18 protein-coding genes, 3 tRNA genes and 3 pseudogenes are annotated in these 25,690 nt (G+C 55.2%); 15 read left to right on the forward strand and 9 right to left on the reverse strand.

All coding sequences use genetic code 11. The features are described 5' to 3' along the window. The first annotated feature begins 110 nt into the window (after positions 1–110). Complete coding sequence (locus PSQ90_RS05810; protein WP_282212470.1) at positions 111–1,493, forward strand: hypothetical protein; 1,383 nt, start codon at positions 111–113, stop codon at positions 1,491–1,493. Positions 1,494–1,624: 131 nt separating this feature from the next. Here PSQ90_RS05810 and PSQ90_RS05815 read toward each other — a convergent pair whose 3' ends face one another. The 3 genes and pseudogenes from PSQ90_RS05815 to PSQ90_RS05825 form a co-directional block, all read right to left on the reverse strand. Next, positions 1,625–3,574, reverse strand: a complete 1,950-nt coding sequence (locus PSQ90_RS05815) for a GMC family oxidoreductase (RefSeq protein ID WP_282212471.1) — start codon at positions 3,572–3,574, stop codon at positions 1,625–1,627. Positions 3,575–3,681: 107 nt separating this feature from the next. Next, a pseudogene (locus PSQ90_RS05820) lies at positions 3,682–4,766 on the reverse strand (ABC transporter ATP-binding protein). A 28-nt stretch (positions 4,767–4,794) separates the two neighbouring features. Then, the gene (locus tag PSQ90_RS05825; RefSeq protein WP_282212472.1) at positions 4,795–6,285 is read right to left on the reverse strand and encodes a M81 family metallopeptidase; all 1,491 of its coding nucleotides are present in this window, start codon (positions 6,283–6,285) and stop codon (positions 4,795–4,797) included. Positions 6,286–6,662: 377 nt separating this feature from the next. On the opposite strand from PSQ90_RS05825, the gene PSQ90_RS05830 reads away from it, so the two are divergent. From PSQ90_RS05830 to PSQ90_RS05855, 6 genes and pseudogenes are all read left to right on the forward strand, one after another. Beyond that, positions 6,663–7,934 (forward strand): ABC transporter substrate-binding protein, encoded by a 1,272-nt coding sequence (locus PSQ90_RS05830; protein ID WP_282212473.1) that lies wholly within the window; start codon positions 6,663–6,665, stop codon positions 7,932–7,934. A gap of 148 nt (positions 7,935–8,082) precedes the next feature. Next, the gene (locus PSQ90_RS05835; RefSeq protein ID WP_282212474.1) at positions 8,083–8,907 is read left to right on the forward strand and encodes a carbohydrate ABC transporter permease; all 825 of its coding nucleotides are present in this window, start codon (positions 8,083–8,085) and stop codon (positions 8,905–8,907) included. Continuing rightward, positions 8,907–9,713 carry a carbohydrate ABC transporter permease gene (locus PSQ90_RS05840; protein ID WP_282212475.1) on the forward strand — a complete coding sequence of 269 codons (807 nt, stop codon included), beginning with the start codon at positions 8,907–8,909 and terminating at the stop codon, positions 9,711–9,713. Before PSQ90_RS05835 ends, PSQ90_RS05840 begins: the two co-directional genes overlap by 1 nt. 50 nt (positions 9,714–9,763) lie before the next feature. After that, positions 9,764–10,318, forward strand: a pseudogene (locus tag PSQ90_RS05845) (TIM barrel protein); the annotation flags it as partial. A gap of 206 nt (positions 10,319–10,524) precedes the next feature. After that, the gene (locus tag PSQ90_RS05850) at positions 10,525–11,292 is read left to right on the forward strand and encodes a sugar phosphate isomerase/epimerase family protein (protein WP_282212476.1); all 768 of its coding nucleotides are present in this window, start codon (positions 10,525–10,527) and stop codon (positions 11,290–11,292) included. A 26-nt stretch (positions 11,293–11,318) separates the two neighbouring features. Beyond that, on the forward strand, positions 11,319–12,506 hold the full coding sequence (locus tag PSQ90_RS05855) for an ROK family transcriptional regulator (protein WP_282212477.1): 1,188 nt from the start codon (positions 11,319–11,321) through the stop codon (positions 12,504–12,506). 206 nt (positions 12,507–12,712) lie between these two features. Here PSQ90_RS05855 and PSQ90_RS05860 read toward each other — a convergent pair. Continuing rightward, positions 12,713–12,859, reverse strand: a pseudogene (locus PSQ90_RS05860) (IS630 family transposase); the annotation flags it as partial. Positions 12,860–12,994: 135 nt separating this feature from the next. Between PSQ90_RS05860 and PSQ90_RS05865 the strand changes: the two are divergent. Beyond that, positions 12,995–13,126, forward strand: a complete 132-nt coding sequence (locus tag PSQ90_RS05865) for a hypothetical protein (RefSeq protein ID WP_282212478.1) — start codon at positions 12,995–12,997, stop codon at positions 13,124–13,126. A gap of 76 nt (positions 13,127–13,202) precedes the next feature. Then, positions 13,203–13,286, forward strand: a tRNA-Leu gene (locus tag PSQ90_RS05870). Between the two features lie 494 nt (positions 13,287–13,780). Here PSQ90_RS05870 and PSQ90_RS05875 read toward each other — a convergent pair. From PSQ90_RS05875 to PSQ90_RS05895, 5 genes are all read right to left on the reverse strand, one after another. Next, positions 13,781–16,126 carry a hypothetical protein gene (locus PSQ90_RS05875; RefSeq protein ID WP_282212479.1) on the reverse strand — a complete coding sequence of 782 codons (2,346 nt, stop codon included), beginning with the start codon at positions 16,124–16,126 and terminating at the stop codon, positions 13,781–13,783. 116 nt (positions 16,127–16,242) lie between these two features. After that, positions 16,243–17,553 (reverse strand): hypothetical protein, encoded by a 1,311-nt coding sequence (locus PSQ90_RS05880; protein ID WP_282212480.1) that lies wholly within the window; start codon positions 17,551–17,553, stop codon positions 16,243–16,245. 121 nt (positions 17,554–17,674) lie between these two features. After that, positions 17,675–19,855 (reverse strand): RICIN domain-containing protein, encoded by a 2,181-nt coding sequence (locus PSQ90_RS05885; protein ID WP_282212481.1) that lies wholly within the window; start codon positions 19,853–19,855, stop codon positions 17,675–17,677. Between the two features lie 1,089 nt (positions 19,856–20,944). Then, positions 20,945–22,083, reverse strand: a protein-coding gene (locus PSQ90_RS05890) for an IS3 family transposase (protein ID WP_282212482.1) whose coding sequence is annotated in 2 segments (ribosomal slippage) — positions 20,945–21,816 and positions 21,816–22,083 — 1,140 coding nt in all. Because the reading frame shifts where the segments join, the coding sequence is not laid out codon by codon here. Between the two features lie 209 nt (positions 22,084–22,292). Further along, positions 22,293–22,382 (reverse strand) — tRNA-Ser (locus tag PSQ90_RS05895). 237 nt (positions 22,383–22,619) lie between these two features. Here PSQ90_RS05895 and PSQ90_RS05900 point away from each other — a divergent pair. From PSQ90_RS05900 to PSQ90_RS05925, 6 genes are all read left to right on the forward strand, one after another. Further along, a complete protein-coding gene (locus PSQ90_RS05900; RefSeq protein WP_282212483.1) occupies positions 22,620–22,946 on the forward strand; it encodes a hypothetical protein in 327 nt (108 codons plus the stop codon). Positions 22,947–22,991: 45 nt separating this feature from the next. Beyond that, positions 22,992–23,645, forward strand: a complete 654-nt coding sequence (gene msrA / locus PSQ90_RS05905; RefSeq protein ID WP_282212484.1) for a peptide-methionine (S)-S-oxide reductase MsrA — start codon at positions 22,992–22,994, stop codon at positions 23,643–23,645. 3 nt (positions 23,646–23,648) lie between these two features. After that, positions 23,649–23,996, forward strand: a complete 348-nt coding sequence (locus PSQ90_RS05910) for an MmcQ/YjbR family DNA-binding protein (protein ID WP_282212485.1) — start codon at positions 23,649–23,651, stop codon at positions 23,994–23,996. A gap of 58 nt (positions 23,997–24,054) precedes the next feature. After that, the gene (locus PSQ90_RS05915; protein ID WP_282212486.1) at positions 24,055–24,462 is read left to right on the forward strand and encodes a GFA family protein; all 408 of its coding nucleotides are present in this window, start codon (positions 24,055–24,057) and stop codon (positions 24,460–24,462) included. A gap of 64 nt (positions 24,463–24,526) precedes the next feature. Then, positions 24,527–24,600: transfer RNA gene (locus PSQ90_RS05920), tRNA-Gly, on the forward strand. Between the two features lie 125 nt (positions 24,601–24,725). Further along, the gene (locus PSQ90_RS05925; protein ID WP_282212487.1) at positions 24,726–25,655 is read left to right on the forward strand and encodes an ArsR/SmtB family transcription factor; all 930 of its coding nucleotides are present in this window, start codon (positions 24,726–24,728) and stop codon (positions 25,653–25,655) included. The last annotated feature ends 35 nt before the right edge of the window (positions 25,656–25,690 follow it).

Genomic DNA, 25,690 nt, shown 5'->3' on the forward strand with positions numbered 1-25,690 from the left:
TGCTGTGCGACAAAGAAACGTGTTGCGCAACGTTGCGCAACATGTTTCTAGTGTGTACCGATCTCTTGCGCAACACCGTCGCGCGTTCTCGCATCAAGGAGTTTAATCCAATGTCTGTGATCAGAGCCATACCAAAGCCCCTTATCGAATTGCCGACGGATCGGCCATTCGTACCCACCGACGAATTTGCGGCGCGCATCGAAACGGCCATCGCCCTGCTCAAAAAAGTGGGTCTGGACTTCTTCGTGGTTTACGGGGACCGCGAACGCGCGGGCGATTTGCACTTTCTGTCCGGTGTTGATCCCCGTTTTGAGGAAGGGTTGCTGGTCCTTTCGAGCACTGGCGATCGTACAATTATTCTCGGCAATGAGAACCTTGGCTACGCGCCCGACAAGGCTTTGGGTATCAGTGTTGAGCTCTATCAGGAGTTTAGTCCACAAGGTCAGCTCCGGGATCAGTCCACGCAAATATCCGGGCTGCTCAAACGTCTCGGGCTGTCCACGGGCAGTAAAGTCGGCGTCGTTGGGGGTAAGTATCTTAGTTCAGGCTTCGTAACTGCACCTGAAAAAGCATTTGGCGTACCTTCCTATCTCGTTGACGAGCTACGCGCTATTGTGGGGGAGGGCAATATCTCTAATGCTCAAAAATTGTTCGTTTCGCCTGACGGCGGGCTTCGTAACACCAACACCGCTCATCAGATCGCCGAGTTCGAATATGCCGCCGCCCACAGTAGTATGAGCGTCCATGCAGCGTCTGCAGCCATAACTGTCGGGGCGAGGGCAGACCACGTCGCCGATCACCTTTTCAACGTTGGCCTGCAGCTTTCTACCCATCCCATGGTCAATTTTGGCGATAAGGTAGCTCGCGCGCTCAGTAGTCCCACTCCGCAGGTCATTGCCATGGGCGATGCCTTCCAGATCGCTTATGGCCTCAAGGGTACACTCACTTGTCGTTCGGGCATGGTCGCCCGCAACAAGACGGACCTGTCGTCTGACGCAGGCGATTTCTTCGAAGCCATTACGCTCAACTATTTCGACACCGTCATTGCCTGGTACAAGGCACTGCGACTCGGTGCGGCGGCTGGCGATGTGTATGCGGCGGCTGATGCCGTCCGCGACGCCGATTTGTTTAAATTCGCCCTCAATCCAGGCCACACACTCCACTATGAAGAGTGGCTCGATACACCCTTCAATCCTGGCAGTAAAACTAAGCTGGTCAGCGGAATGGTCCTGCAAGCCGACATCATTCCCGACTACCAGGGGCCGCAGATTGGTTTGAACATTGAGGATGGGCTCGTTCTCGCGGACGCGACACTCCAAAAGTCCTTAGCGGACCTTTACCCACGCGTGTTCGAACGTATGCAGAAACGACGGAATTATGTCCGCGAGGTTATCGGGGTGGAACTTGACCCAAGCGTCCTTCTTCTCTCCAACACGCCGCTTTGGCACGCGCCGTATGTACTCGATATGAACCTTGCGCTTACCGCAAGCTAACGCGATTGATTGCACGATAGCGCTCGACGACCGATCACTAGCACTTCGTCAATAAAGTAAACAGCCGGGTCGCAGAACATGGCGACCCGGCTTTGCATTGATCAATTTTTGGAATTCCGGCGCGACCACTATTACCGAGACTGACGCAGGAGATGGTCAGCACAACGTAGCGCCAGCGCCATGATGGTAAGAACGGGATTGAAGGCGCCATTAGTGGGATGAACGGAAGCGTCGGCAACATACAGATTATCATGCCCCCAAACGCGCCCATGCTGATCTGTCACGGAGTTTTCGGGATGGGTGCCCATCCGACAAGTTCCGGCTTGATGCTGGTAGGAGGAGAGCCGAGGGGGTGGCACATCGCCCCAGACCTGAAGTGCCCCGGCTTCATTTAGCCACTCTTTTGCCTTTGACAGAATGGCATCGGCCGTTCGCATTGTTTCAGGATGCACAATTCCGGACAGCTTTGCGACGGGGCGTCCCCATTTGTCTTTGATGCTTGGATCCAACGCGACACGACAGTCAGGGCTAGGAACCTCGTGCACCGGCCCCTTGACTTGGGTAACGTGCCGGAAGTGGTTCCGCATGAATTCGTGCGGCGCTCGGCCCCAACGTGGCATATCCGGGGGGAGCGCAAGGTCCCAAAAAATAATGGGCAACATGACGAAGTCATCCGCCAGCATAGCGCCGCCGATAACACCTTGAACGTCGTGGACATAGTCCGTCGTTGCGATGGTGACACCCGGGCCCTTGCGCGCATAAACGGTCTGCTCGAAAAGGCCGTACGCCGTCGAATAGGTATGACCTTGTAAATGCCGACCCACCTGATCGGTGTTGTTCCCCAAACCAGATAGTTCGAATTCGTTTGCCGACAAAAGCAATAATCTGGCGGATTCTATGGCCCCGGCAGCAAGAACCACCATGTCCGCTCGCGCCGATATGTTTTGTCGAGCACCTAACTCATCTTCCCATATCAATCGCACTCCCGTGACATGACCAACCGAACTCGTCTCGACATGATCGACAACAGTTTCAGTGGCAAGATGTAAATTTCCAGTCGCCATGGCCATTGGTATGAGAGTGTTTTGGGTGCCATTTTTCCCATCAACCGGGCACGCAAACCCGACGCAACTACCACATTCGATACAGGCTCGACGACCGTCATGGGAGACAGAATTCACAAGGAGCGGAGGTTGCGTAGTCGCAAGTCGCAGCTTCATTGCCGCAGCTTCAAGAAGCGAGGCTGTCTCATAGCGCGGCATCGGTGGCATCGGCAGCGCGGCGCTTCTAAATGGTTCGTGAGGGAGTCTGCGGGTTGGTCCGGAAACGCCGATAAGGTGCTCGGCCCTCGAATACCAAGGCTCCAGGTCGGCATACCCGATTGGCCAATCGACCAAACTGGATCCGGTCGGCACACCATAGCGACTAGCCATCCGAAAATCGTCGGGATGGAACCGCCATGCCTGCCCGCCATATATCAATGTACCGCTACCAACACAGGCGGCGTTGTTGCCATAAGCGACGGTGTGGGGCGCAACCTGATGCTCGCTGCCATCCTGAGCCACGACAACGCGAGTGCCGTCGTCAGGGGTTGGCCCGGTATTGTGTCCATAGACCGGATTGCGGTGATTGCGGAGATGATCTCGGTTGCCACTATTTTCGTAGGTGAGCCATTGGCCACGTTCAATTAGCAAAACCTGGCGTCCGCCCAGTGCCAACTGGCTCGCTACGACGCCGCCGCCGGCACCGGCGCCTACGACTATCACGTCATATCGCTTGCTGAAATCGGGTTTCGGATGCCCGCCGACGGTCGCGTTGACAGGGCCATCAGCCCCCTCAGGAAGACCGTGTTCATATCCGATTTCAACCCATGATATCGCGTCTGGATTACCGCCATTGCCCGGATTGGCGTAAATCGCTTCTGCTGCCCATTTTGCAAGTCTGGTGAACCAGGGATCATCCTGGACCGCGGCAAGCTGTGCGTCGAGTGTAGCATCATCGCAGGTTGTCGGATCAAACACAGAGCTTAGAGTGGCAAGGCCTTGCTCTAGGTCATGACGGGCGCCGCTGTCCAACGACATCCGACGTGCTACGTATTGCGGCACACCCATTGCGCGGCTGTTAAGAACCGCATCCGGCGCGATACGGTCCAGTATGCGCAGGAGAACTGGCTCGCACGCGCTCATTGTCAGCCTAGAACCTGGTCGGATTCCGCATCAAGCAGGTGGACCTTCTCCATGTCCACCGATAGCCGCAAACTGGCGCCACCGCGCAGTGACGATTGCGGCAGTAGCCGCGCCACGCATGCCTCTCCAGCGAGATTGAAATGGACAAGAGTTTCCATTCCCAACGGTTCAACCAGACCGGCCGTGATTTCAAGTGTCGCGGGCCCGTCCGAGAGCATGAAATGCTCGGGCCGAATGCCCAGTACAGCGGGTCGACTTACTACTTGGCTAAAGAGTGCTTGACGGCTTGCCGGAACCCCAAGCACTTGCCCATCGGGCATGCGAAGTTTTAACGCATTTCCGTCTGTTTCCGTGGTGACATTGAAAAAATTCATCCCTGGGGAACCAATGAAACCGGCAACGAAGCGAGTGGTTGGATGCTGATATAATTCTTCGGGCGGAGCGATTTGTTCTATTCGTCCCTTGTTCATGACAACGACACGGTCGGCCAATGTCATGGCTTCGACCTGGTCGTGAGTAACGTAAATCGTTGTGGTGGGAATGCGCGCGTGCAGCGCCTTTATCTCGGTCCGCATCTGCACGCGTAATTTTGCATCAAGGTTTGAAAGAGGCTCATCGAAGAGAAATACAGCGGGGTTCCGGATAAGTGCACGCCCCATCGCGACGCGCTGGCGCTGTCCACCCGACAGCTGCCGGGGCTTTCGTTCTAGCAATTCACTGATACCCAAAATATCCGCCGTGCGTTGCAGCCGGTCGGCGATTTCAGCCTTGGGCACCTTCCGAAGCTTGAGTCCGAAAATAATGTTATCGGCAACGCTCAAATGCGGATAAAGCGCGTAATTTTGAAACACCATGGCAATGTCGCGCTCGCCAGGGGGAGCTCGTTTACCCGCTGCCCATCGATCAGAACCTCGCCGTCGGTTATTACCTCAAGGCCCGCGACCATACGCAGCGTCGTGGATTTTCCACATCCGGAGGGGCCAACCAGCACAATGAATTCACCTTCTGCAACCTCCAAATCGATGCCATGAACGGTGATTAGTTTGCTGTATGCCTTAACGAGTTTATCAAGTTTAACGACCGCCATTATAGTCGACCTCCGAACAGAATTTGTGCTACGCGTCGCCGTAAGTGTTGCCCGCTGGCGTCCACTCGAATTCACGCTCCAACGGCCACGCGGGGCGCACCAAATGCTGCCACTCGAGACGCGTCATGTCCAAGTGTGAGGTCCCGTCGCTGAGGAGAAGAATGTGTCGATCGGCGATATCTTCGAGCCGCGGATGTAGGTAGCCCAACTTGACGACATAGGCTTTGTGCGCCGTTGGATTTATGCCCATGGCGATAAAGTGTTCCGGGGTAGTTATCCCGATCGGCTGCTTGTGAAAAGTCGCAATAGTCGAGCCAATCTTGACTTTGACCCATGCCGCTTCGCGCGACCGGTAAGGCTGGAACCCGCCGAGTTCAAGCCATTCTCCACAATCAATTATTTCGGCAGTCACGCTCCTTAGCTGCTTGGGTCGCGAAACATGCTCATCACCAAGCACAATCTCGACTTTGGCCCCTTCACCCGCGTCGCGTAAGCGCTCAACCAGGCGCGGCGCGGTGATTCCGACGACCACCACGTCCTCATTGGGTATATGGTCAAGTACGGTTTGCAACACCGTTGTCAGGTCGCCAGCCGCACCTGCCGTAGTGTTGTCGCCGGAGTCCGAAACGAAAACCGTGCCCTCGGCTGCGTTGATGGCTCGTTTGAGCCCTTCAACCACTTCAGCAGTTTCCATACGAAGAACGAATTGGTCATGAACTTTCCATATCTGCTCAGCAAGTTTTAGCGCCTGCTCTTTGGCGAGGGACGCATCGTTCTCACTTATCGCGAAGGCCGTAACCTTTGTCCAAGGTCGATCATTCCAAGCGAAGCCCAAGAGAATATTGGCCTCCATCATACCTGGAACGGCATCGAAGCTGGGGAGGTCACCATAAAGCCGGTCTGCGGGGGCCAACGCCGTCACTGCTGTTTCGCCGGGAACGAGAATGGGCAGACTAACAGCTACTTTTTTGGGTGCGAGCCCATTCCTGATTACGCGAATCAACTGATCCGCCGCGCGATAACCTGTGGTCTTGTCGTCTCGATGCGGTGCGGTTCGAAGAACCGAGAATACCGTACCAGCGTCGAGCAGTTCTGGCGTCATGTCGCCGTGCAAATCCAATGCCACGCCTATAGGGCACTCAGGTCCCACGAGCGCCCGGATCGCGGAAACGAAATCACTATCGGCGTCACCCTCTAGCCCCTCCACTTCCAGTGCACCATGATTGGCAACCAGAATCCCGTCTATGTCAGTTTCCCTTGCCAGCAATTCCAGTGTTTTCGATTTGACTTTGTCATAGGCGTCGATCGTCATTACGCCGCCTGGCAGCGCCGTGGCCCAGTACAGTGGTCGCGCTTCGACATCAGGATCTTCCGCAATCCTGGCCAGCATGCCTCTGATCATCCAAACGTCGTCATCTCGCATCGCTTGCGAAGAATACTCCTGCAGCGACGACACACCGGTTTTAACCGGTGAGGCCAACATGATCTCTATAGAAAGTCCGACGATCGCTAAGCGCATTTTGTCTCCAAACGCCTGGATTTAACTGACAACGCGTCTGGTCGGGACGGCGCACGGTCAACAAATTAGCAGCTTTTCTTCTCTTAACAAGAGCAAATTAGCAGGGAGGCCGCAAAAATGACGTTTTCCAAGTTGGATAACATCACAGATTCAATAGAATTGACATTACAAAATAAGGATTCAATATCAATTGGTTATAACTTTTATCGCTACTTTTTCGATGCATATCCTGCCTATTTCCGCTGACGAGAAACCGCTCCCCCGTTGACAAATATTACTGATCGGTGCACAAATTTTCTAGCGACAAGAATTTTTCAGATGTGCTGGTCGCGTGTCACCAAAAAAGGCAGGAAAAGCACATTGAGTGGGAGAGAGAAATGAGTAAACGTACGGGTTTTCTGGGCGCCTTATTGCTGGGCACTGCTCTGACATTCGGTAGCACGGCGATGGCTGAAGAGGCCGAGTTGTGGCACTTCTTTTCGTCAGGATCCGAGGCTGAGGGCCTTGAGGCCCTGATGGCGGTCACCAACGGTATCAATTCCGACCAACCGATTACGTCACGGGTGTTTCCGGGCAACATTCTGGAAATGCGCCGCGCGATTCAAACATCGCTGATGGGCGGCAATCCCCCGGCAGCTTACGGTTCCGGCTTCGGGTATGAACTTAAGATATTTGCGGACGCAGGCCACCTGCGCCCACTTGACGATGTCTGGGAGCGAATCCGAGGAGATGAGATATTTCCCGAAGGCGTGAAACGCGTAACGATGGTTGATGGACATCCAATGGGAATTCCGTTCGATCTCTCACTGATCAACAATATCTTCTTTAACAAAAAGGTTTTAGAAGACAATGGAGTCGAAGTGCCTACGGATTGGGACAGTCTAGTCGCCGCTTGTGACGCGCTGCGGGATGCCGGTGTACAACCATTGGCCAATGCGGGCGGACCTTATTGGAGCATGTACAACTTCTACCCCGCTCTTATCAGCACCGTTGGCGTTGATGGCTATTACGCTCTCGCTGATGGCAGCATGTCGTTTGACTCACCAGAGTTTCGTGAGGCGTTAGATCTGTTCCGGAACACCCTGGTCAGTTGCTACGCGGAAAATTGGAGCGGCAAATCCTGGACACAGTCAGGCGATGACCTGGTCAACGGTGACGTGGGTATGTTCATGATGGGCATGTGGCTCGGTGGTTACATGCGGCAGGCAGGCTTTGAGCCAGAGGTTGACTTCGACTTCTTCCCCGCCCCTGGCACTGAAAACTTGGCCATTTTCCAAATGGACCTTTTCGCAATTCCTGCCGGTACGGGGCCAGCCACCGAGGCTGGCGTGGCATTCGCTGAAGCGGCGGCCAGCACTGCGGCGCAGGCAGCCTTCACTGTCCCCAAGGGGTCCATCGCGCCTAACCTGGAAGTCGATCCCTCGATCTACGACGCGGTGGGGGCCAAGGCCTCCGCCGAGCTAAAAAATGCAGAAGCCGTGCTCCCTAACCTCGTGTTTATGTTGCCCACCAATTTGGGAACAGAGCTCGGCGTACAGCTCGAACGCTTTGCTATCGATCCTTCCGAGGAAACCGAAAATGAAATGATTACGACGCTTGAAGCTCTTCGCGTTGAACTCCAAGCGGAAAACGCGTTCGTCAAATGGTGAAAGTGACTGCGCCACCTAACTGGTGGCGCAGTCTCCCTGTCCACACAACGATGGCCCCCATATGACTTCAACTCTGAATTCACTCAAAAATATTCGAAACAATATGGGGCACTGGATTTATCTCATTGTCCCTATATGCCTGTATCTCATGTTCTTTGTGGTGCCAATCGTGTGGACGTTTTGGTTGTCATTGCACAGCTGGAACGGCATATCGCGGGACATGAAGTGGGTCGGTGGTGGCAACTTCATGACTCTGTTCTTACAGCCCCGGTTCCACCATGCTGTTGTCAACAACATCGCCTGGTTGATTTTCTATTTGCTCGCGCCGAGTGGCCTGGGGCTTCTCCTGGCAGTCATTCTGGATCGCGGAATTAGGTTTGAGGGGTTTTTCCGGATTGTATTCTTCCTGCCATTCACAGTGCCGGCCGTTGCGGTCGCGGCGATCTGGCGTTGGATGTATGAGCCCACCAACGGTTTGATCACCACGGTCTTAAATACTGTCGGCCTTGGCGGTTGGGCACAAAACTGGCTCGGTGATCCCAACATCGTCACCTTCTCGCTCATGGGGTCGGTCCTGTGGTGGACCACGGGCTTTGCATTCCTGGTTTTCTTCGCGGGACTTCGGAATATTCCGGTGGAGTGTATCGAGGCGGCCCAGATCGAAGGTGCCACACCTTGGCAGATTTTCTGGCGCGTCACCTTTCCGCTTCTTTGGCCGTCAACGATTATTGTTCTCGGTCTTGCCGCCATCGACGCAATGAGAGTGTTCGACATCATCTGGGCAACCACGATGGGCGGGCCGGCCTATGCGTCAGAAGTCATGGCCACACAGATGTATGAAATCGCTTTCGGGCGCCTAGAAATGGGACGCGCCAGCGCCATCGCGGTGTACCTTTTGGTGATCGCAGGCGTGCTTATCATGCCGTACATCACATACATGTCGCGCCGAGTCGCCGACAGCGAGGACTCGTGATGACGCGGACGCCCATACTTCCCTATATTATAGCCATTTTCATGGTTGTTCTGTTTATGGCGCCGTTGGTCGTGGCCGCAATGACTTCACTAAAGTCGCCCTCTGAGTTAACTCAGGTATTGCACCTTCCAACAGAATTATATTTCGAAAACTACGTGCGTGCCTGGCAGCAGATGGGTCGGACCTTCATCAACTCGTTGCTCATAACGGGACCGGCGGTGCTGTTTTCGATCCTGGTAGGAACGATGGCCGCTTATCCCTTGGCCTATATGCGTGGGCGGGGCGGCAAGCTTGTATATTTCCTCCTGCTTACTGGCATGCTGGTGCCATTCCAAATTGTTCAGATCCCGCTATTTCTGATCATCCGATGGCTCGGACTCTACGATACTATCCCTGGAATGTGGCTGGTTCATACCGCCTACGCCGTACCGTTTTGCACGTTTTTCATGCGCAACTTCTTCGCAACCGTTCCACAATCCATGTATGAGGCGGCTCTAATTGATGGGTGTAGTAAGTTCGGCTTCTTGTGGCGCTTGCTAATTCCTGCATCGACCGCGGGATTATCGGCGCTTGCCATCATCCAGAGCAGATATATCTGGAACGACCTGCTATTTGCTATCACACTGACCAACTCTGATCAGGCGCGTCCCGCGACAGCTGCGATCGCTGGCTTTGCCAGTGGCCTACAGGTGGAGTACGGACCTCTTATGGCCGCAACCCTAATATCTGTTGTTCCCGTAATGCTTGCCTTTTTGCTGTTCCAAAAGGCATTTGTCAGGGGCTTGCTCGGGGGTGCCGGCAAATGAACAAGGGGATCAACGTACTCGATTTTTCTCGTTTCACGGCCTGTCTTGAGATGCTTTTTGTGAAGGAGACCGCAAACGTTGCGGATCGCATTCACCTGGCGAGCAATGCGGGGTTTAGCGCGGTCGAGTTCTGGGCATGGACGACCAAAGATGTTCTCGCAATTCGCCGTGCGTTAACGACCACCGGCGTCAAGCTCGCGGGGATGGTCGCTGAACCGATGATCTGGCTGACCGAGAAATCCAATCATAAGGCATTTTTGGAAGGATTGAACAGAAGTGCTGAGTGCGCCCACTCCCTTGGGGCGCCTACTCTGATTGCGCAGGCGGGCAATGAAGTGCTCGATATGGATCGAGGCAGGCAACGTGACAACATCGTTTCGTGTCTCGCGCTTGGTGCCGACATATTGCGTGGTAGCGGCGTGACATTGGCGCTTGAACCTTTGAATACCCTGGTTGATCACCCAGGGTATTTTCTGTCATCGACCGTCGAGGGGCTCGACATCATCGACGCCGTCGATCGTGCTGAGATCAAGATTTTATACGATGTCTACCATTCCATGGCGATGGGTGAGGAACCCGAAATGGTTCTGGCCGGCAGGGTAGACAGGATCGCTCATGTTCACCTAGCCGATCATCCCGGTCGCCGTGAGCCGGGTTCGGGTCGGCTCCCCTCAAATCGGCCGCGACGTGGCTTCTCGCCAACGGCTATGGCGGTTTGTTTGGTCTGGAGTTTAATCCGACGGCGTCCACGAATGAAAGCTTGGCCGCGGTGGCCGAGCAACTCCTGCCTGTGTAATAGGAATACCCCGAAATGGCTAAGTCACTATTATCCTATCAGCTTTGGTCGTCGCGAAAGGAACCCTCCATCCGCAAGCAGCTCGAAGTATTGGCGGCGGCCGGGTACACCGACGTGCAGCCGCACCACGAGCAGTACGACAATCCTCGTGAATTGCGCCGCATGCTCGATAATTTCAATCTGTCCGCTCGCTCTGCTCACATTCAGTATGACATGCTTGCTCCTAACCAGATGGATCGAACCCTCGAGGCGATGGCAGTGCTTGGCGTGGAGCTAGTGATAATGCCATGGCTACCCAAGCTTTTGATACCAACCGACCGCGCTGGCTGGCAGGGGATAGGAGAGGAAATGCATGGCCATATTTCGACCTTCGAAACTTCCGGTATGCGGTTCGCCTGGCACAATCACGGCGAGGAGTTGTTGCCGCTGACTGACGGATCCTACCCAATCGATCATGTCCTGGGTGATCACCTCCTGTGGGAGATCGACATAGGTTGGGTTCTTTCGGTTGGAGAAACTCCAGACCGATGGCTTGAGCGATATTCGGGACGCATCCCAGCGGTGCACGTCAAAGACGTACCGGAAGAGGGGACCAATCTCGAAGAAGATGGTCAAATCACCATCGGGCGCGGTATTGTCGATTGGAACAGCCTCTGGCCCAAATGCATCGCAGCGGGCGCAGAGATTATGGTGGCAGAGCACGATCAACCGCTTGACTATGCCGCCTTTGCACGTGATAGCATCCCGACGATGAAGACGCTCCAAATGCGCGAAACCGAATAGAAACTGATGATTGAAGCGACATCGTTTTGACTTTCCGACAGCATTCATTGAGCCTTGATCGGCACGCGATCCGGCGCTTTCACGCGAACACCATCTTCCACCGGATCAGGATCGAGCCGAACACCTCGCAAGCCGAAATCATTGCCCGAACTGGCATTGATAAATCGTCAGTATCCTCAATCGTAAACAACTTTGTCGATTTAGGATTGGTTGAACGCAGCGCCAAGAAAGCCAGCAACGGTCGCGGGCGGCCGTCCGAAGGCCTTGTCATTGCCCCGACTGCAGGGATCCTGGTGGGGGCGCAGGTCGAGGCCAATAAGATCGAGTTCGTAGCGTGTTTATTGAATGGCACACTACTTTCAAGCGTTGAACAAGGTTTCGATGGCACGCTGGCGGGACTGGATTCTTCGATCCGCGATGGTTTCAACGCTGTCATCAAGGCAACTCAGTCGTCGGCTAAGGTTCTGGGAATGGGGGTCTGTTTACCTGGCTTGGTAGACAATGCGGGCCTACTCGTTCATGTGCCGGTTCTTGGCTGGCACGATGTAGAGGTTACCGCGCGTCTCAGTACGATCACTGGCGTACCCGTTTTTGTCGGGAATGACGGAAACGCAGCAGCAATGGCTGAACACACATTTGGCTCATGTATCGATCTTAACGATTTCCTTTTTCTCTTCTCCGGATCAGGGGTCGGCGGTGGACTGTTTTTGGATGGCGCCATCTATCGGGGCGCTGGAGGTCTGGCCGGTGAATTGGGGCACGTCAAAGTTGTACCCCAAGGCCGTTTCTGCACATGCGGCTCGTCGGGATGCCTTGCCGCCTATCTGGTGGAGTCGGCAATTATTGAGGAAATTTACAAACTAAGCGGACAGCAACTGTCCCACTTCAAGGATATTCTAGACATTGCAGAGCGCGGTGACCCGATGGTACTCAACGTTCTTGACCATGCGGGAGTAGTACTCGGCTCTGCCGTATCCAGCCTTATCAATATCTTCAACCCACCGTTGGTTGTGCTAAGCGGTAACCTGTCATCGGGGCGCAAATTCATCGAGAACGGACTCGACCGGGCAGTCCAAAGGCTGGCGCACCCCGCAATGCTGTCTAGGACAACCATTCGATTTGCCGAAAATCCAAACGACATGCTCAAGATGGGAGGCGTGGCGCTCGCGCTAGACGGCGTAACCAGCCTGGATGGCATGAGGGTCGCCGTCTGAGCGTCAAAGATTATTGTTCGTATTAGCTTACCAGAGCAAGAGCTTGACCGCCGAAACCTGACTACCTTTGGTACCGACTTCTTCGGTTGGAATGGTCGTAGCTGTGACCTTCGAATGGATGTCTCGCAACTGGCTCGCTACATCGATAGGCCGCAGCTGCTCAGGCTGACCAACGGAACGCCACGGTCACGCCTTACCTCGCGTTCCTTGCTTTGCAGCCCTTCCGCGCAAAGCAGGATCATCCGGCACCGGTCCGAAAGCGATCGCGCCGCCTTGTGCCGTCGAACTTGTACCTCCAGAAAGGTCCGTTCCTCATCGCTCAGAACCACCTCGTCCGCCACACGCCCCACCATCGCATCATCTCCTGAATTCCCTCAGAAAATGATACGAATTATAGTTCCGGGTGACTAGGATCAGGGGGCCGACGCCGTGAGGTGCGGTCGCAACGACAATTAAGTGTACAAGCCATTTTCGATCAGGCCGGTCGGGTGGATCTCAATGAAAAGCGCGCCCAGTTCGAAACCACGGGCTGGGAGCGCTTTGATCCAGACGCCCCCGCCTTCGTTCAGGATCCGCTTCTGGGCGGCCGCGACCTGCGCAATTTTCCCCGTCGGCACTAAAAACCAGCCCGCGAACGATCAAACAAGCCATTCTGCCTGCTGCAGCCAGCAAAAACCTGCGCTAGAGAAGCCTTGTGCCCTCCTGACGGAATGGTAGACGCACCTGACTCAAAATCAGGCGGGGAAACTCGTGCCAGTTCGAGTCTGGCGGAGGGCACCACATTTTCTTATATTACATTGTAATTTCAACGAATTAGGAGATTTATTGATCTTGCATCCCCCCTATGTCCACCTTTGAGTCCGAGCTAGAAGCAACGCAAATCTTGGCAGCGATGTCCTTGACCGCGATGGCGGTGACTAAAAGGCTTGCCGAGATTGAAGATTGAGCTTTTTCTGGCACCTGCCAGCGAAGCCAGATCGATCAAAACACGTTCGGATTGTCACCGGTGTTGCATCGAAGTTGGTGACGAGGTCGAATGCGAGCCCGAAGTGGCCCCATTCGTTAATGCCGCATCATCGCCTTGTCGCACGCGATTGCTGTGTTCGGAGTCTCGATCACCCTCTTGACGAGGCGGTCGGGGTTACCCAAAAACAAGCCGACGATGCCCCCGTCCACAAACCTACCCTGCCAGTGCCCGACATCCGCGCGAACATGCCAAACGCCTGTTCCCAAGCCGGGATTTTCACTAAACCAATTCCAACAAGCGCCAGCTACTAGTTAGCGCGACAGGACACAGCAATACCAGGCGCCGACAGTGTCAGGTTGCCCGCATTTACAGTCAGGTTGGCGGTGCCATCGGTATACCGTTCACCAAATGGGGCGGGGGCGCTATCCAGTTGAAATGCTGCTCCACCATTCCGGCTGACGCTGGCCACTTTTCCGGGTCCAGCCTGAGCGATAGAGACGCGCATGGTTGTCCCGTCGTCGCATGTAAAGGCCATCGATTGTCCGGTCGGCGTCTGGCCGGATGGTGGTTGGTTTGAACCAATTCGATTGGCGGAACGCTGGGATGGCGGCTGATTGGTCATGGCGGGATTAGGTTGGCCTGAAGGCGCTACCGACAAGCAAGCAGGTAGAAATTTTCCAATCGCGTCGGCCAAACCTTGGCTTGATCCTACCAACCGTCCACCACCAATCATGCCGAATGTGGCCGAGGGTCGCGCGCGCGACAGTGCCTGCCACATCGGATCATTCGGGGCAGTGCGGATCAATACCCCTGCGGACTCCTCACTCTGAATGAGCACTTGTCCCTGATATTGAAATGTCTGGCCCAATGCTTGCACATAGGCAGAGGTCTGGGCACCATTCTGCAAATTTCCGAAATCAACACTCATAATGGCCTCGATCCGGTCGCTGCCAGGAAGACACAATGCACTGAACCCGATCGCATCGGTTTCGGGAATGCCATAGGTCAATGAGTGGACCAAACGACCCGATCCGTCAGTATATTGTCCGGCGAACCAGATCGGGTTCGGTTCTGCGGGCTGAGGGGAGGCGGGGCTGACATTGGCGATGTTGTTCCAGCCGCAATGAGCCTTGAATATATCGAGCGCCGCGCGTGAGCCTTTCAGGCCAATATCGGCCTCAGCACCGTCAAACGAGACGTGGGCGTTGGTGCCGGCCTGGAGAGCACCAACAAAGGGATCGTTTGGATTGACGGTGAAACTGGGAATGTGGCCAACCAATCCGTAGTCGCCGATATGGGCGTTATATTGAAACCTCTGACCGTCGACATTGAACGTGACCGGACCGGTGCGGCCCGCGGGCCCCTGTTCGGTGCTGACCAAGGGGACATCAACCGAGGCCGGAAGCCCCAAGCCCGTACACATGAAAATAATGCCTATGTCTTCCTCGCAATCATCACGGCAATCGAGTGCAGTAACGGTTTCGTATGCGCCGCCATTTGACCAGACGCGGTTCGCTGCGGGCGCGAGTGCCGGTGATGCGGGCTGTCCGCTCGCGGCCGCACCCTGGGCGACGCGCACGTCATAGGTCACCAGGTAATCCGCGCCATCGCCGGTCAACGTCTGGGTAAAGCGCCCCGTTCCCTGGCTGGCATTGATGGCGATATTTCCGATGAGATCACTGGCCCCGATGGAGTCCCATTCGCGCAGGTCCACCGACAAGGCCCCATATCCGTCGACGTGGGCATTGGGAGCCCATTCCTCGCCCCGATTTATGTCCTGTGCTGCGCCTGGATCATTGGGGAAACGGGCACCATTGCTGAACAGCAAGAAGACCTCGTCGCCACCAAAGCCGAAAGTGGTATCGTTGGCCCGCACCGAAATAATGTCGACGCCAAGCATACCCTGTTCTCCAACGGCATTGGCGCCTGGTGCCGGTGCTTCAGTGAATAATTGATCAACCACTTCATTGGCAATAACTGCCGCGCCAGCCAACCCCGCTCCAACAGCGAGACCTTGAACAAACAATGAATCCTGATCGTTCGCGACTCCGATCAATTTGCCCTGATCCTGTGCCGGGACGTCGTTATTGACCAATGCGTTGGCTTGGGCGGGCTGAGTGTCCCGGTCCGGTGGAGCAGTGGGCACAACAGCCTGTGCGGTATGGCCTGCAGCGGGTGTGCAGTCGGCCAGAAAACTGGTCACCGCAACGGTGTCTACATTGCTCAATACTGCAAGCACCGCGCCCTTGGCGGATATTACGATATGATTGCTCCCGGCAAGGATCTTCCACGCGGGGTCGCTTGCAGATGTTCGCACGAACATGCCCGGCGCCCGGCTCCTGTCAATTTTTTGCGCGCTGATCACGGCGGTGCCGGACGCGCCCTGCAAGCGTATGGACACTGTTTCGTTCATTGCTATGCCCGACAGGTCGCCGTAGAACTCGGCAGATATTTGCTCAGGCAGTTCAGGCTGACACCAGGCCAGAAACCGATCCAACTGGTCGCTACCAAGGCCATGGAGCGAGGCGTTCAATGCCTCTCCGTTCTTGAGCCATGAAACAGTGCCAACCTGGGCCTGACTGACGCTGGTCAACGCCAAAGCAAACAGAGCACCGGTTGCCAAGCATTTGGTGAATTTTGAAATGTTCATCATACGCCCGATCATATTGGATTGGTTTTGAGAAACTGGGCCATCAGATCCAGTCATCGTTCAGCCGATTGGCGCGCGAGCGCTCAACATCATGATGTTGTGAGCGCCCGGGTGCGATGTCAATTTTGCTGGCCCGCCAGTGGTGGCGGTAATGGATAGGTGCCCACGGCCGCAGGTTGAGAGTTGACTTGGCTATTTTGATTGATCGGGATGGCAGCCGGTGGAGGCGGCAGGAAGACACCACCGCCGGGCAAGGCATCACCGAACCGGTACTGGGGCTGAATCAGTTGTGTATCGGATTGGAGCGGGCCAAACGCTCGCGTTCCGTTGGGGTTTCCTGTCGGAATGGCGCCATAGATGGGACCCTGGTTTCCAGAGGGGACAGCGCCATATTGTCCATTTTGCGTCGCAGCAGGTGGCGGGGCGACGCCGTAGTTACCGGCCGCACCACCATTATTGCCATCTTGGCGAATAGGTGCTGCGCCATAAATGGAGTTATCAGGGCCCGCCGCTCCATTTGGCTGCAGCGCAGGCGCAGAGCCGTAAATCTGCCGCCGCTGTGGCTGTTGCAGTATCGGGGCGGCGCCATAAATCTGTTCGCGCTGCGGTCCCGGGACGGATGGCAGAAGGTTGGTTTGTCCATATCCACGTCTCAAACTTGGCCTCGGCGCATTGCTAACCGTCACACTTTGTTGCAAGGGCACGCGCCCGTAACCGCCAGTGGGCGAGCCGAGATTTGTAAAATTCTGTGTTCCGCCGACAGTTCCATAAGGCTGTGCGGCGGGGGGCGCCGCGCCATATTGATTTGCTGGTGCAGGCAGAACGGCATAGTTGCTCGGCGGCGCTGCATTTGCGTTATATCCGGGTTGACCAGGCGCGGGTGGCGGCAACTGTCCGTAGTTGCCATTGCCGTTGAGCAGAACGTTGGTCGGGGTTGGGTCGGGAGGTGGCGCGTTCAAAAAACTCGCATTGCTGTCAAGCGTTGAATAAGTGCTGGACTGGGTGCCATAATTGTTTGCTGGAGCGGGTATGCGATCATAGATCCCGTTGCCGCCACCTTGGTCCGCGCCATTGTTCAGATCCGGCACACGATCATATATGCGGTTGACCGCAGGCGCCTGCTGACTGTTGTTGTTCAAAAGTGAAGCATTGCCTAGTTGGCTGCCAAGTCCGTTGCCATTGGGAATGGCGCCATAAGGGCTACCGTTCTGGTTATTGTTCGTGCCCTGGTTGGCGTTGTTGGAGCCGCTGGAACTACTGTTGTCATCCCCTCGGCTGCGACGGCGTGCTAGCTCAAGTGGCGTAGTGCCTGCTGCCAATCGTACAACGAGGTCGTCAGTTGGCCTTGTGTGATTGAGCCCTTGTTGCCCGGGATTATACAACCCATCAAGCGACGCGTGGGCAGGGGTGGTACTAGCTGGCACGAACATGAATGCCGCCACCATACTGGTTCCAAGCAGTGCCGCTCGAGCTTTTTCTGCCGTCCGGGAAACTGACCTAAACATTTTCGTCCCCTTTGCATTTCAAGGATCGGGATATGCACGTCGGTGACTAAGACTTCAGTTGTGAAATATCGAGTTCAATCACGAACTGGAAGCCGCGCGTCTGTGTTGACTCAACCACTTCGGTCGAGGCACGGGAAATTGTGGTATCACTGGACTCAAACATTCGTTCCCACGCTTCAGCAGAATAAAACAGCTTGAAGCCTTCCGCGCTGCCAAATGGCATGCTTTGGCGTCGCAGTTCCTCCTCGGACTTCGGCCGAATGGCAACCGCGCCAAGATTGGCACCGATATAGGTCGTCAGATTGAGTTTGTCGGGCAGATTTTCGACGGGACCGAGTTTGAACAATGTATCGGTCTGCATCAATGTCATGGAGGTCGCAATCGGCTTGATCGCTTTCAATGCAACAGTGTCATCGTCGTAAAGATCAATTGGCGAGCGATAGAGGCAGTAGTCGACGACCGCAGTCGTTTCAGCGAGGCCGCAACCTTGCCAATCATATTTCGCGCCACTACGATCGGATACACCCGTGACCTGATAGTCATCGATTTGCCGATCGAGAGATGAGCCCTCGCTCTTTGAATAATCGCCGCCAAATTCGCCAAGTGACAGGTTCAGCCCCGTGGTCGAGTCTGAGTTCGATCCGGAATTTGTTGAAGTATTGGCATTGACCGGCCACCATCTTTCGACAGTCCCGAACTGTAGCCATGACTGCATGGTTGCAGCGGCGAGGAAATATGTGCCGTCGGTTGAGGATCGCTCGGTGTCGGTCCAACTGGAACTAGGCATACCATTCGACTGCAGCTCAATCCCGGTCACGCCCTCGGTTTTCATGCGCACATAGGCGACGCCGTTATTCACAAACGCATATACTTCGGGTTTGAAATTGAGGTGCACGCTTTGTGTGCGGTTGGTATCGAAATCGAGAAGTGTCTGCATGATGTCCGGCATGCTGACCCGATCGAAACTGTAGGTGATGCCCATGCCCGCCGGATTGCTCGCATCGACCGGACCCTGGGCGGGGTGAACCCAGAAATAGCCGGGATCATTAGGGTCTGTTGCCGAATAGGGATGGGCCAGCAAGGCAATGCGGTCTGCCTCCTCGCGTGCTGCCTGTTCAGCATCATGCTGCGCTTGCAGCGCAACATAATCCTGATCGGCCTGTGCGATGTTATCGTTGAGCGCCGATACTATGCCACGAAGGCTCAGCCAGTCGGCCACGGTGTCCACATACCAGATGTCGTTGACCGTCGCTGCCCGAGCGGTTTTAGTGGGTCGCATTTCCACGGTGCCACTATTTTCAAACATCATCAGGTCTGGTCGCGCCACGCTGACGATAAGGTTTGCGCCGATATCGGCGTCGCTGACGCGCCAGTGAGCCGTTGGCGCATTCAAATCTGTCTCGCCAAACAGAACCGGCGATCCGCTTACAGAATCGGGATCAATGTACAAATATTTTTTGGTTTCACGGGCGCTGCGGAATAGGTACTCGTCCTTGTTGCCCGTCGGCTCAAGATACCAATTTGCCGCGCTGGTTGCGGTGTCCAGTCCGCTCGCACCTACCTGCCCATTCTGATCGGTAAATAATGACCTGCCGGATTTGAGCGTGGAGATGAGACGCATGTCCTTTTGACCCAGTTCCCAGGTGTCGCGCACCCAATCGGGCCGGAAGGGTACCAGAGCTTGGCCTTGATTGGTCGATTGGGGAATTGGTACATCCGCGCGTGGACCAGCGGGTAACATTGTAGGGTCGGAGACAGTCGGCGCCGTCGGCAATGGTCGTTGCAACTGCGCTTGCTGGGCCTGCTGGGCTTGTTGAACAGCATTTGTCTGCGCCGCAGGCACCCCAGGTGCGGTTTGCATAGCGGCGTTGATCAGATTTTCGTCCAGCACGAAATACTGATCCGGCTGCTGGGTCGTTTGATATTGACCGACGATGGTCTGCCCGCCGACGCCGAAATACCAAATGAACCCAGCCTGGCTTGGCAATATCAAGCGATTTCCGCTGGTTAGGAGCTGATAGGGCACAAAATTACCAGATTGGTCGACGTAGAGCACGTCGACATCAACGCCGGTCGTGTTGTCGACGGTAAGCTGGGGCTCGATCGCCTGTTGCTGCGCGGGTGCTGATTGAGGGGGTTGGGCTGCTTGAGTCTGCGCGCCACTGATACCAGCCTGAGCCACGGCATTTACATCAAGAAGCAAATATTGCGCGGGATCTGCGCTCATCGGGCGGTTGCCAATAATCACGCTATTGCCGATACCAAAATACCAGACAAAGTTGGTCTGAGCCTGTAACAGAAGCCGAGTGCCGGTCTGCATTGTCTGATAGAGGACGTAATTTCCCCCTGATCAGTGTAAAGTACATCAACCGGATACCCGGTCGTATTGTCGACGGTCAGCGTTGGCTGTTGGGCACTTTGAGCGACCAATAAGCGGGCAGCAGTCGAACCAACCTGTGGGGTCAACAGGGTTGGCGATGCTGCGGTGGAGTAAAGAGTATTAGGTGATAGGTGTTCGAATATGTTGGCGGCGGAGGCTGGGGCGATTTGAGATATCGCCAATGCTGAAGCCACTAAAATTGGTTCCGGCGCCAACTGCAAAAAGGCGGATTTCAGGGCAACCATCTGTGTGTCCTTGTCAATAGGATCGCCAAAAATAATAGGTGCACGCCCAGAATTAATGGGCCCAGATGATTGAAACTACGCTCTGATAACTTCAGAGTCGAGCGTTTTGAAATAGATAGCTGATAGGGGCAGTCGATGACTTCCAGTATCCGTGCGAACCGTTAGTATGTCAGCGACATCGGACTATCTATGTAGTATATGTTTGGCGACACGACTGGCCATATTGATCAGCCGGTCAAGACAGTTCTGCGTTCTCCCGGAATAAGGGCTCGCGTTTATTCGGCCTCGGACCCTAATCTTACTCTCGTATCATCGCTATCCAGCACTGCAGCAAGGGCAAGAAACCATTGATGCGCGGTTGGCGGCGATGAAGCGCCACCACGGCATCAAACAGAACCTGCCCTTCGCTTACCTTGGCGAACTCCCCGATCTCGACAAGTCAAAGGTGAAGCGATCATTGTCGACCTCCTGAAACGGCTCAATGCCGAGTTTCAAAAGGATTTTCGAGTGCCGTTGGGTGCCATATTTATCGACACACTAGCGGCCACTTTCAACATCGAGGACCAAAACGACAATAGCGAGGCTGCCAAGCACATCAAGACGCTCAGGCGCATCCGTGATGCCGTTGACAGAAGTGGTTCGGTTTGTCTGAACAGCTATCGGGGCTTCGCTAAGTGGATTTTGGCCTTGGTTATGCCGCTGCCAGGATTGGCATCAGCGCATTAAAGTAGGCTTCGTCCGGGGTCATCCGGTCAAGGCTCGAGTGCGGTCGCCGGCCATTGTAGAAGGCCAGATATTTGCCGATCGAGGTTCGCGCGTCCGAGACGGTGTCATAGGCGCGCAGGTAAACTTCCTCGTATTTGATGGACCGCCAGAGCCGCTCGACGAAGACATTGTCGCGCCATGCCCCTCTGCCGTCCATGCTGATGGCGATGCCATTGTCGCGCAGCAGGCCGGTGAAGGCCATGCTGGTAAATTGGCTGCCCTGGTCGCTGTTTAAGATTTCGGGGGCGCCGTATTTACCCAGGGCATCCTCAACCGCCTCGATGCAGAAGCGCACGTCCGTGCTGATCGAGAGCCGCCAGGCCAAAACTCGACGGCTAAACCAGTCCACGACGGCCGCCAGGTAGGCGAAGCCGCGCGCCATGGGGATATAGGTGATGTCGATTGCCCAGACCTGATTGGGCCGGGTCACCGCCAACTTGCGCAGCAGATAGGGATAGATCTTGTGGCCTGGCGCCCGCTTGCTGGTATTGGGCCGGCGATAGATCGCCTCGATGCCCATCCGCTTCATCAGCGTGCTCACGTGCAGCCGGCCAACAGCGAACCCTTCCCGACCCAGCAGATCGCGCAACATGCGGGCGCCGGCGAACGGGTAATCCAGATGCAGTTCATCGATCCGGCGCATCAGTGCCAGATCGCCGGGCGATGCAGGGCGTGGCAGGTAATAGACGCTGCTCCGGCTGATATTGAGCACTCGCGCCTGACTGGTCACTGACAGATCATGATCCCGATCGATCATCGCTTTGCGCTCAGCAGGCCGGCTTTGCTGAGCGCTCCTTCCAAAAAATCATTCTCCAGCGTCAGCTGACCGATCTTGGCGTGCAGTGTCTTGACGTCCACCGTCGGCGCGGTCGGTTCAGGGCGGGCCTCGCCGCCAAAAACATCGGCAGCCCCTTCCGGAAGCTGGCTGCGCCATTGCGTAATCTGGTTTGCATGCACGTCAAACTGCTGGGCCAGTTCCGCCAGGGTCTTCTCGCCCTTGATGGCAGCCAGCGCTACTTTGGCCTTGAACACCGGCGTGTGGTTGCGGCGGGGTCGTCTCGTCATGATTGCTCCTGTTCGCGGCCATACTGGCCGCCATCAGGCACAAAATCTACTTATCCCGACGTCCAGATTTCCCGAGCCATCTCTCATGATGTAGCCCGCGCAAAACACGCGAGAACGAGTGCACCTCGGTTTCAAAGTGGGGATCGTAGTGGGGAAAGACAATGAACGTCGTAATTTTACGTTCAAAATCAACCACTAAGGAAAAGTTATGGCGGAGAGAAAGGGATTCGAACCCTTGAGACGGTTCCCCGCCTACACACTTTCCAGGCGTGCGCCTTCGACCACTCGGCCACCTCTCCGCATCGTGTTTGGGCCGGTGGAAGCGTCCGGTCCGTATCGGCGAAGCCGGTCACGAGCGGGCGCACTATAACCATCGCGCGTGGGTTCGCAAGGGATCACAGCAAAGAGATTTGTATTGTTTTTTCAATCGTCCTTACCCATCGTATACGAAGACCGATCATTGCGCTGAGACAATGGGCGCAGCTGCGCTATAATGGCCCAACGGAATTTGACGCACCCCGGACCACAGAGGAAAGATGATGCGGCTATTTTTGCGAATATTGGGTACCTGGCTCCTTGGCCTGACGCTGGTACTGCTCGTCATCGACGGCACCAAATCTTTGGCAGCAAACGATATTGTTTTTACGTCGTTTGGCGCGATCTGGTCGGGTGTGCATTCGCCCAGCCTTGCTGCAGTCATCGCATTCCTTGACGGTCGATTTTTTGCCGATTTGCTGGAACGTTTATTTGTCATCATTCTGGGTTACCCAGCCTTTGCTGTTTTGGGCGTTCCCGGAATGGTGCTGGCAATATTGGGGCGGTCGCGCAAGCCGACGCGCTATGTGGTTCAGGACCAGTTCTGATTTCGTGCCGACGCGCCGAAAAAATGCTGGAAAAAGGAGACTGCGATGTTTTTCAAGTCGAAACCTGAGGCCGTGCCCGCCCCTCAGGACGCGCTGCCGGGACGAAATGTTGAACTGGACGTCGCGCCGGACCATTACGTCAGTTCCCATTCTTTGAAAGGGCCATATCCGGAAGGTTCCGAAACTATTTATTTGGGTCTGGGCTGCTTTTGGGGTGCGGAGCGGCTTTTCTGGCAATTGGACGGCGTATTTGTGACTGCCGTTGGATATCAGGGCGGCTCGACACCCAATCCAAGTTATGAAGAGGTCTGTTCAGGCCGAACTGGTCACACTGAAAGCGTCAAGGTCGTGTTTGATCCCAATAAGATTTCGCTTGAGAGCCTGCTCAAGACCTTTTGGGAGGAGCACGATCCAACCCAAGGCATGCGCCAGGGCAATGACGTGGGCACCCAGTATCGATCCGCGATTTATACGACTTCTACCGAGCAGGCGGAGCGCGTCAATGCCAGTCGCGCCGCCTACGAGCAAGCGCTCAAGGCAAAGGGGCTCGGCAGCATAACCACGGAGATTGCGCCCGCCGGTCCATTTTATTATGCTGAAACCTATCATCAACAATATCTTGCAAAAAACCCGGCTGGCTATTGTGGATTGCAGGGCACGGGCGTTGCCTGTCAGATCGAAACCGGGACTGCGGCCTGAACCATGCTGACGCGCGCCGAATTTGAACAGATCTGCTCGCAATGGGCGGGCGTCAGCTTTGTCGAGCAGTGGGACAGCTATGTCGCCAAAGTGGGTGGCAAGGTATTTGGGCTCAAATCGGAAAATGGGCATGGTGCCCTTAGCTTCAAGGTTCGTGAAACCAGCTTTGAAATATTGACGGCTATGCCCAAAATTGCTCAGGCGCCATATTTTGCCAAACGTCGTTGGGTGAGCGCTGCCTCAGACGCGTTGTCGGTTGAGGAATTCAATGATTACCTCAAGGCATCATATGATCTGGTGGGGGCGGGTTTGACCAAAAAACTGCAACGCACTTTGGGTCTAATTGTCTGATGGGCAGGTTAAGGCGAAATGAGATGGTTACACCCCTGAGATTATTGGTGGACGCCTCATGCCTCTAACGTCCATCGGTTCCTGTCTGTGCGGCTCTGTCAAATTTAGCATATCGGGAGAATTCGAGAGTTTTTGGCTCTGCCACTGCGCGCGCTGCCAGAAAGATACCGGTTCAGCGCACGCGGCCAATCTGTTTTCTTCCATCGCCAAGATCAACTGGCTGTCGGGCGGCGACGATATCAGGACATATCGCGTTCCCAAGACGCGACACCAACGAAGCTTCTGCGGTATGTGCGGTTCGGCTCTTCCCAGTGTTCAATTCGAAGGTGCGCTGCTGGTTGTGCCGGCTGGATGTCTTGACAGCCCAATAACGATCCGACCGAACGCACATATCTGTTGCGCCAATAGAGCCACTTGGGATGCGCAATTGGAAAACGTAACTAAGATGGACGATCTCCCGGGATAGGAGCGTTGACCTGCCCCGATCCTGCTTGACGCCCCGTGCTTTTTCGCGCATCTAGTGGCGCGCGGCGGGTGTAGCTCAATGGTAGAGCTTTTGCTTCCCAAGCAAGTGACGAGGGTTCGATTCCCTTCACCCGCTCCAATCCGCAACTTTCATTCTGATGTTGGCGACGGTGCGATTCAAAATTGTGGTCGGAGTGCTTGGTTGACTACATCATCTTTCATGATAGATATGGCAGAACGAGTTTTTGCCCTGAGAGAACCCTGATGAGCCGTAATTTTCTGGTCGTTGATCCTGAAGAGGACATTGAAGTTCTCAAGGGGCTGGCGTCGCCTATCCGGGTCAAAGTCCTCAAGTTGCTGCATGTGGAAGGGGCGATGAACGGCAATGACATTGCCGAAAAGCTCAGCCTGCCGCAGTCGACCGTATCGACCAATATCCAGATCCTGGAAAGCGCAGGGCTGATCCGAACCGAGACACAGAAGGCGCGCAAGGGCAATCAGAAGATTTGCCACTCGATGTTTGACGAAGTTATGGTGATGTTCAAGGAAGACATCAGGCCATTGGCCGCCAATACCATCGAAGTGGCCATGCCGCTGGGACTTTATACCAGTTGCGACGTGTCAGCACCGTGTGGGCTATGTTCAGGTGAAGGCATTATCGGGTTACTGGATGTGCCCGACACTTTTCTCGACCCGGACCGAATGAAGGCTGGGCTGCTTTGGTTTACCCGAGGTTATCTCGAATACCAGTTCCCCAACAATGCCAAGCTAAGCCAGCACCGGGTAGTGGCCGCGGAGTTTTCTATGGAGCTCAGCTCGGAAGTGCCGGGCACCTCGGCGGACTGGCCAAGTGACATCACGCTATCAGTCAACGGTACGGAAATTGGCACATGGATGAGCCCTGGCGATTTCGGCGACAAACGCGGGGTTTATACCCCCGACTGGTGGAAACTGAAGGGCAGCCAGTATGGCAAGCTCAAGAGTTTTCGGGTGACGACGGATGGCAGTTATGTTGACGGGATGAAGATTTCTCCGGTTTCGCTGAGCGATCTGGACTTGTCCAATCACCACTCAATTCGTCTGCGCATCGCTGTTAAACCTGATGCTAAACATCCGGGTGGTATTAATATTTTTGGTCGCGGCTTCGGCAATTATGACCAGGACATCATCATGCGGCTACAAACCGAACGCTAGATTCAATTCGCACACGCCTCTTGCGCAATCCCCTC

The organism is Devosia rhodophyticola, from assembly GCF_028816475.1.
GTDB lineage: Bacteria > Pseudomonadota > Alphaproteobacteria > Rhizobiales > Devosiaceae > Devosia > Devosia rhodophyticola.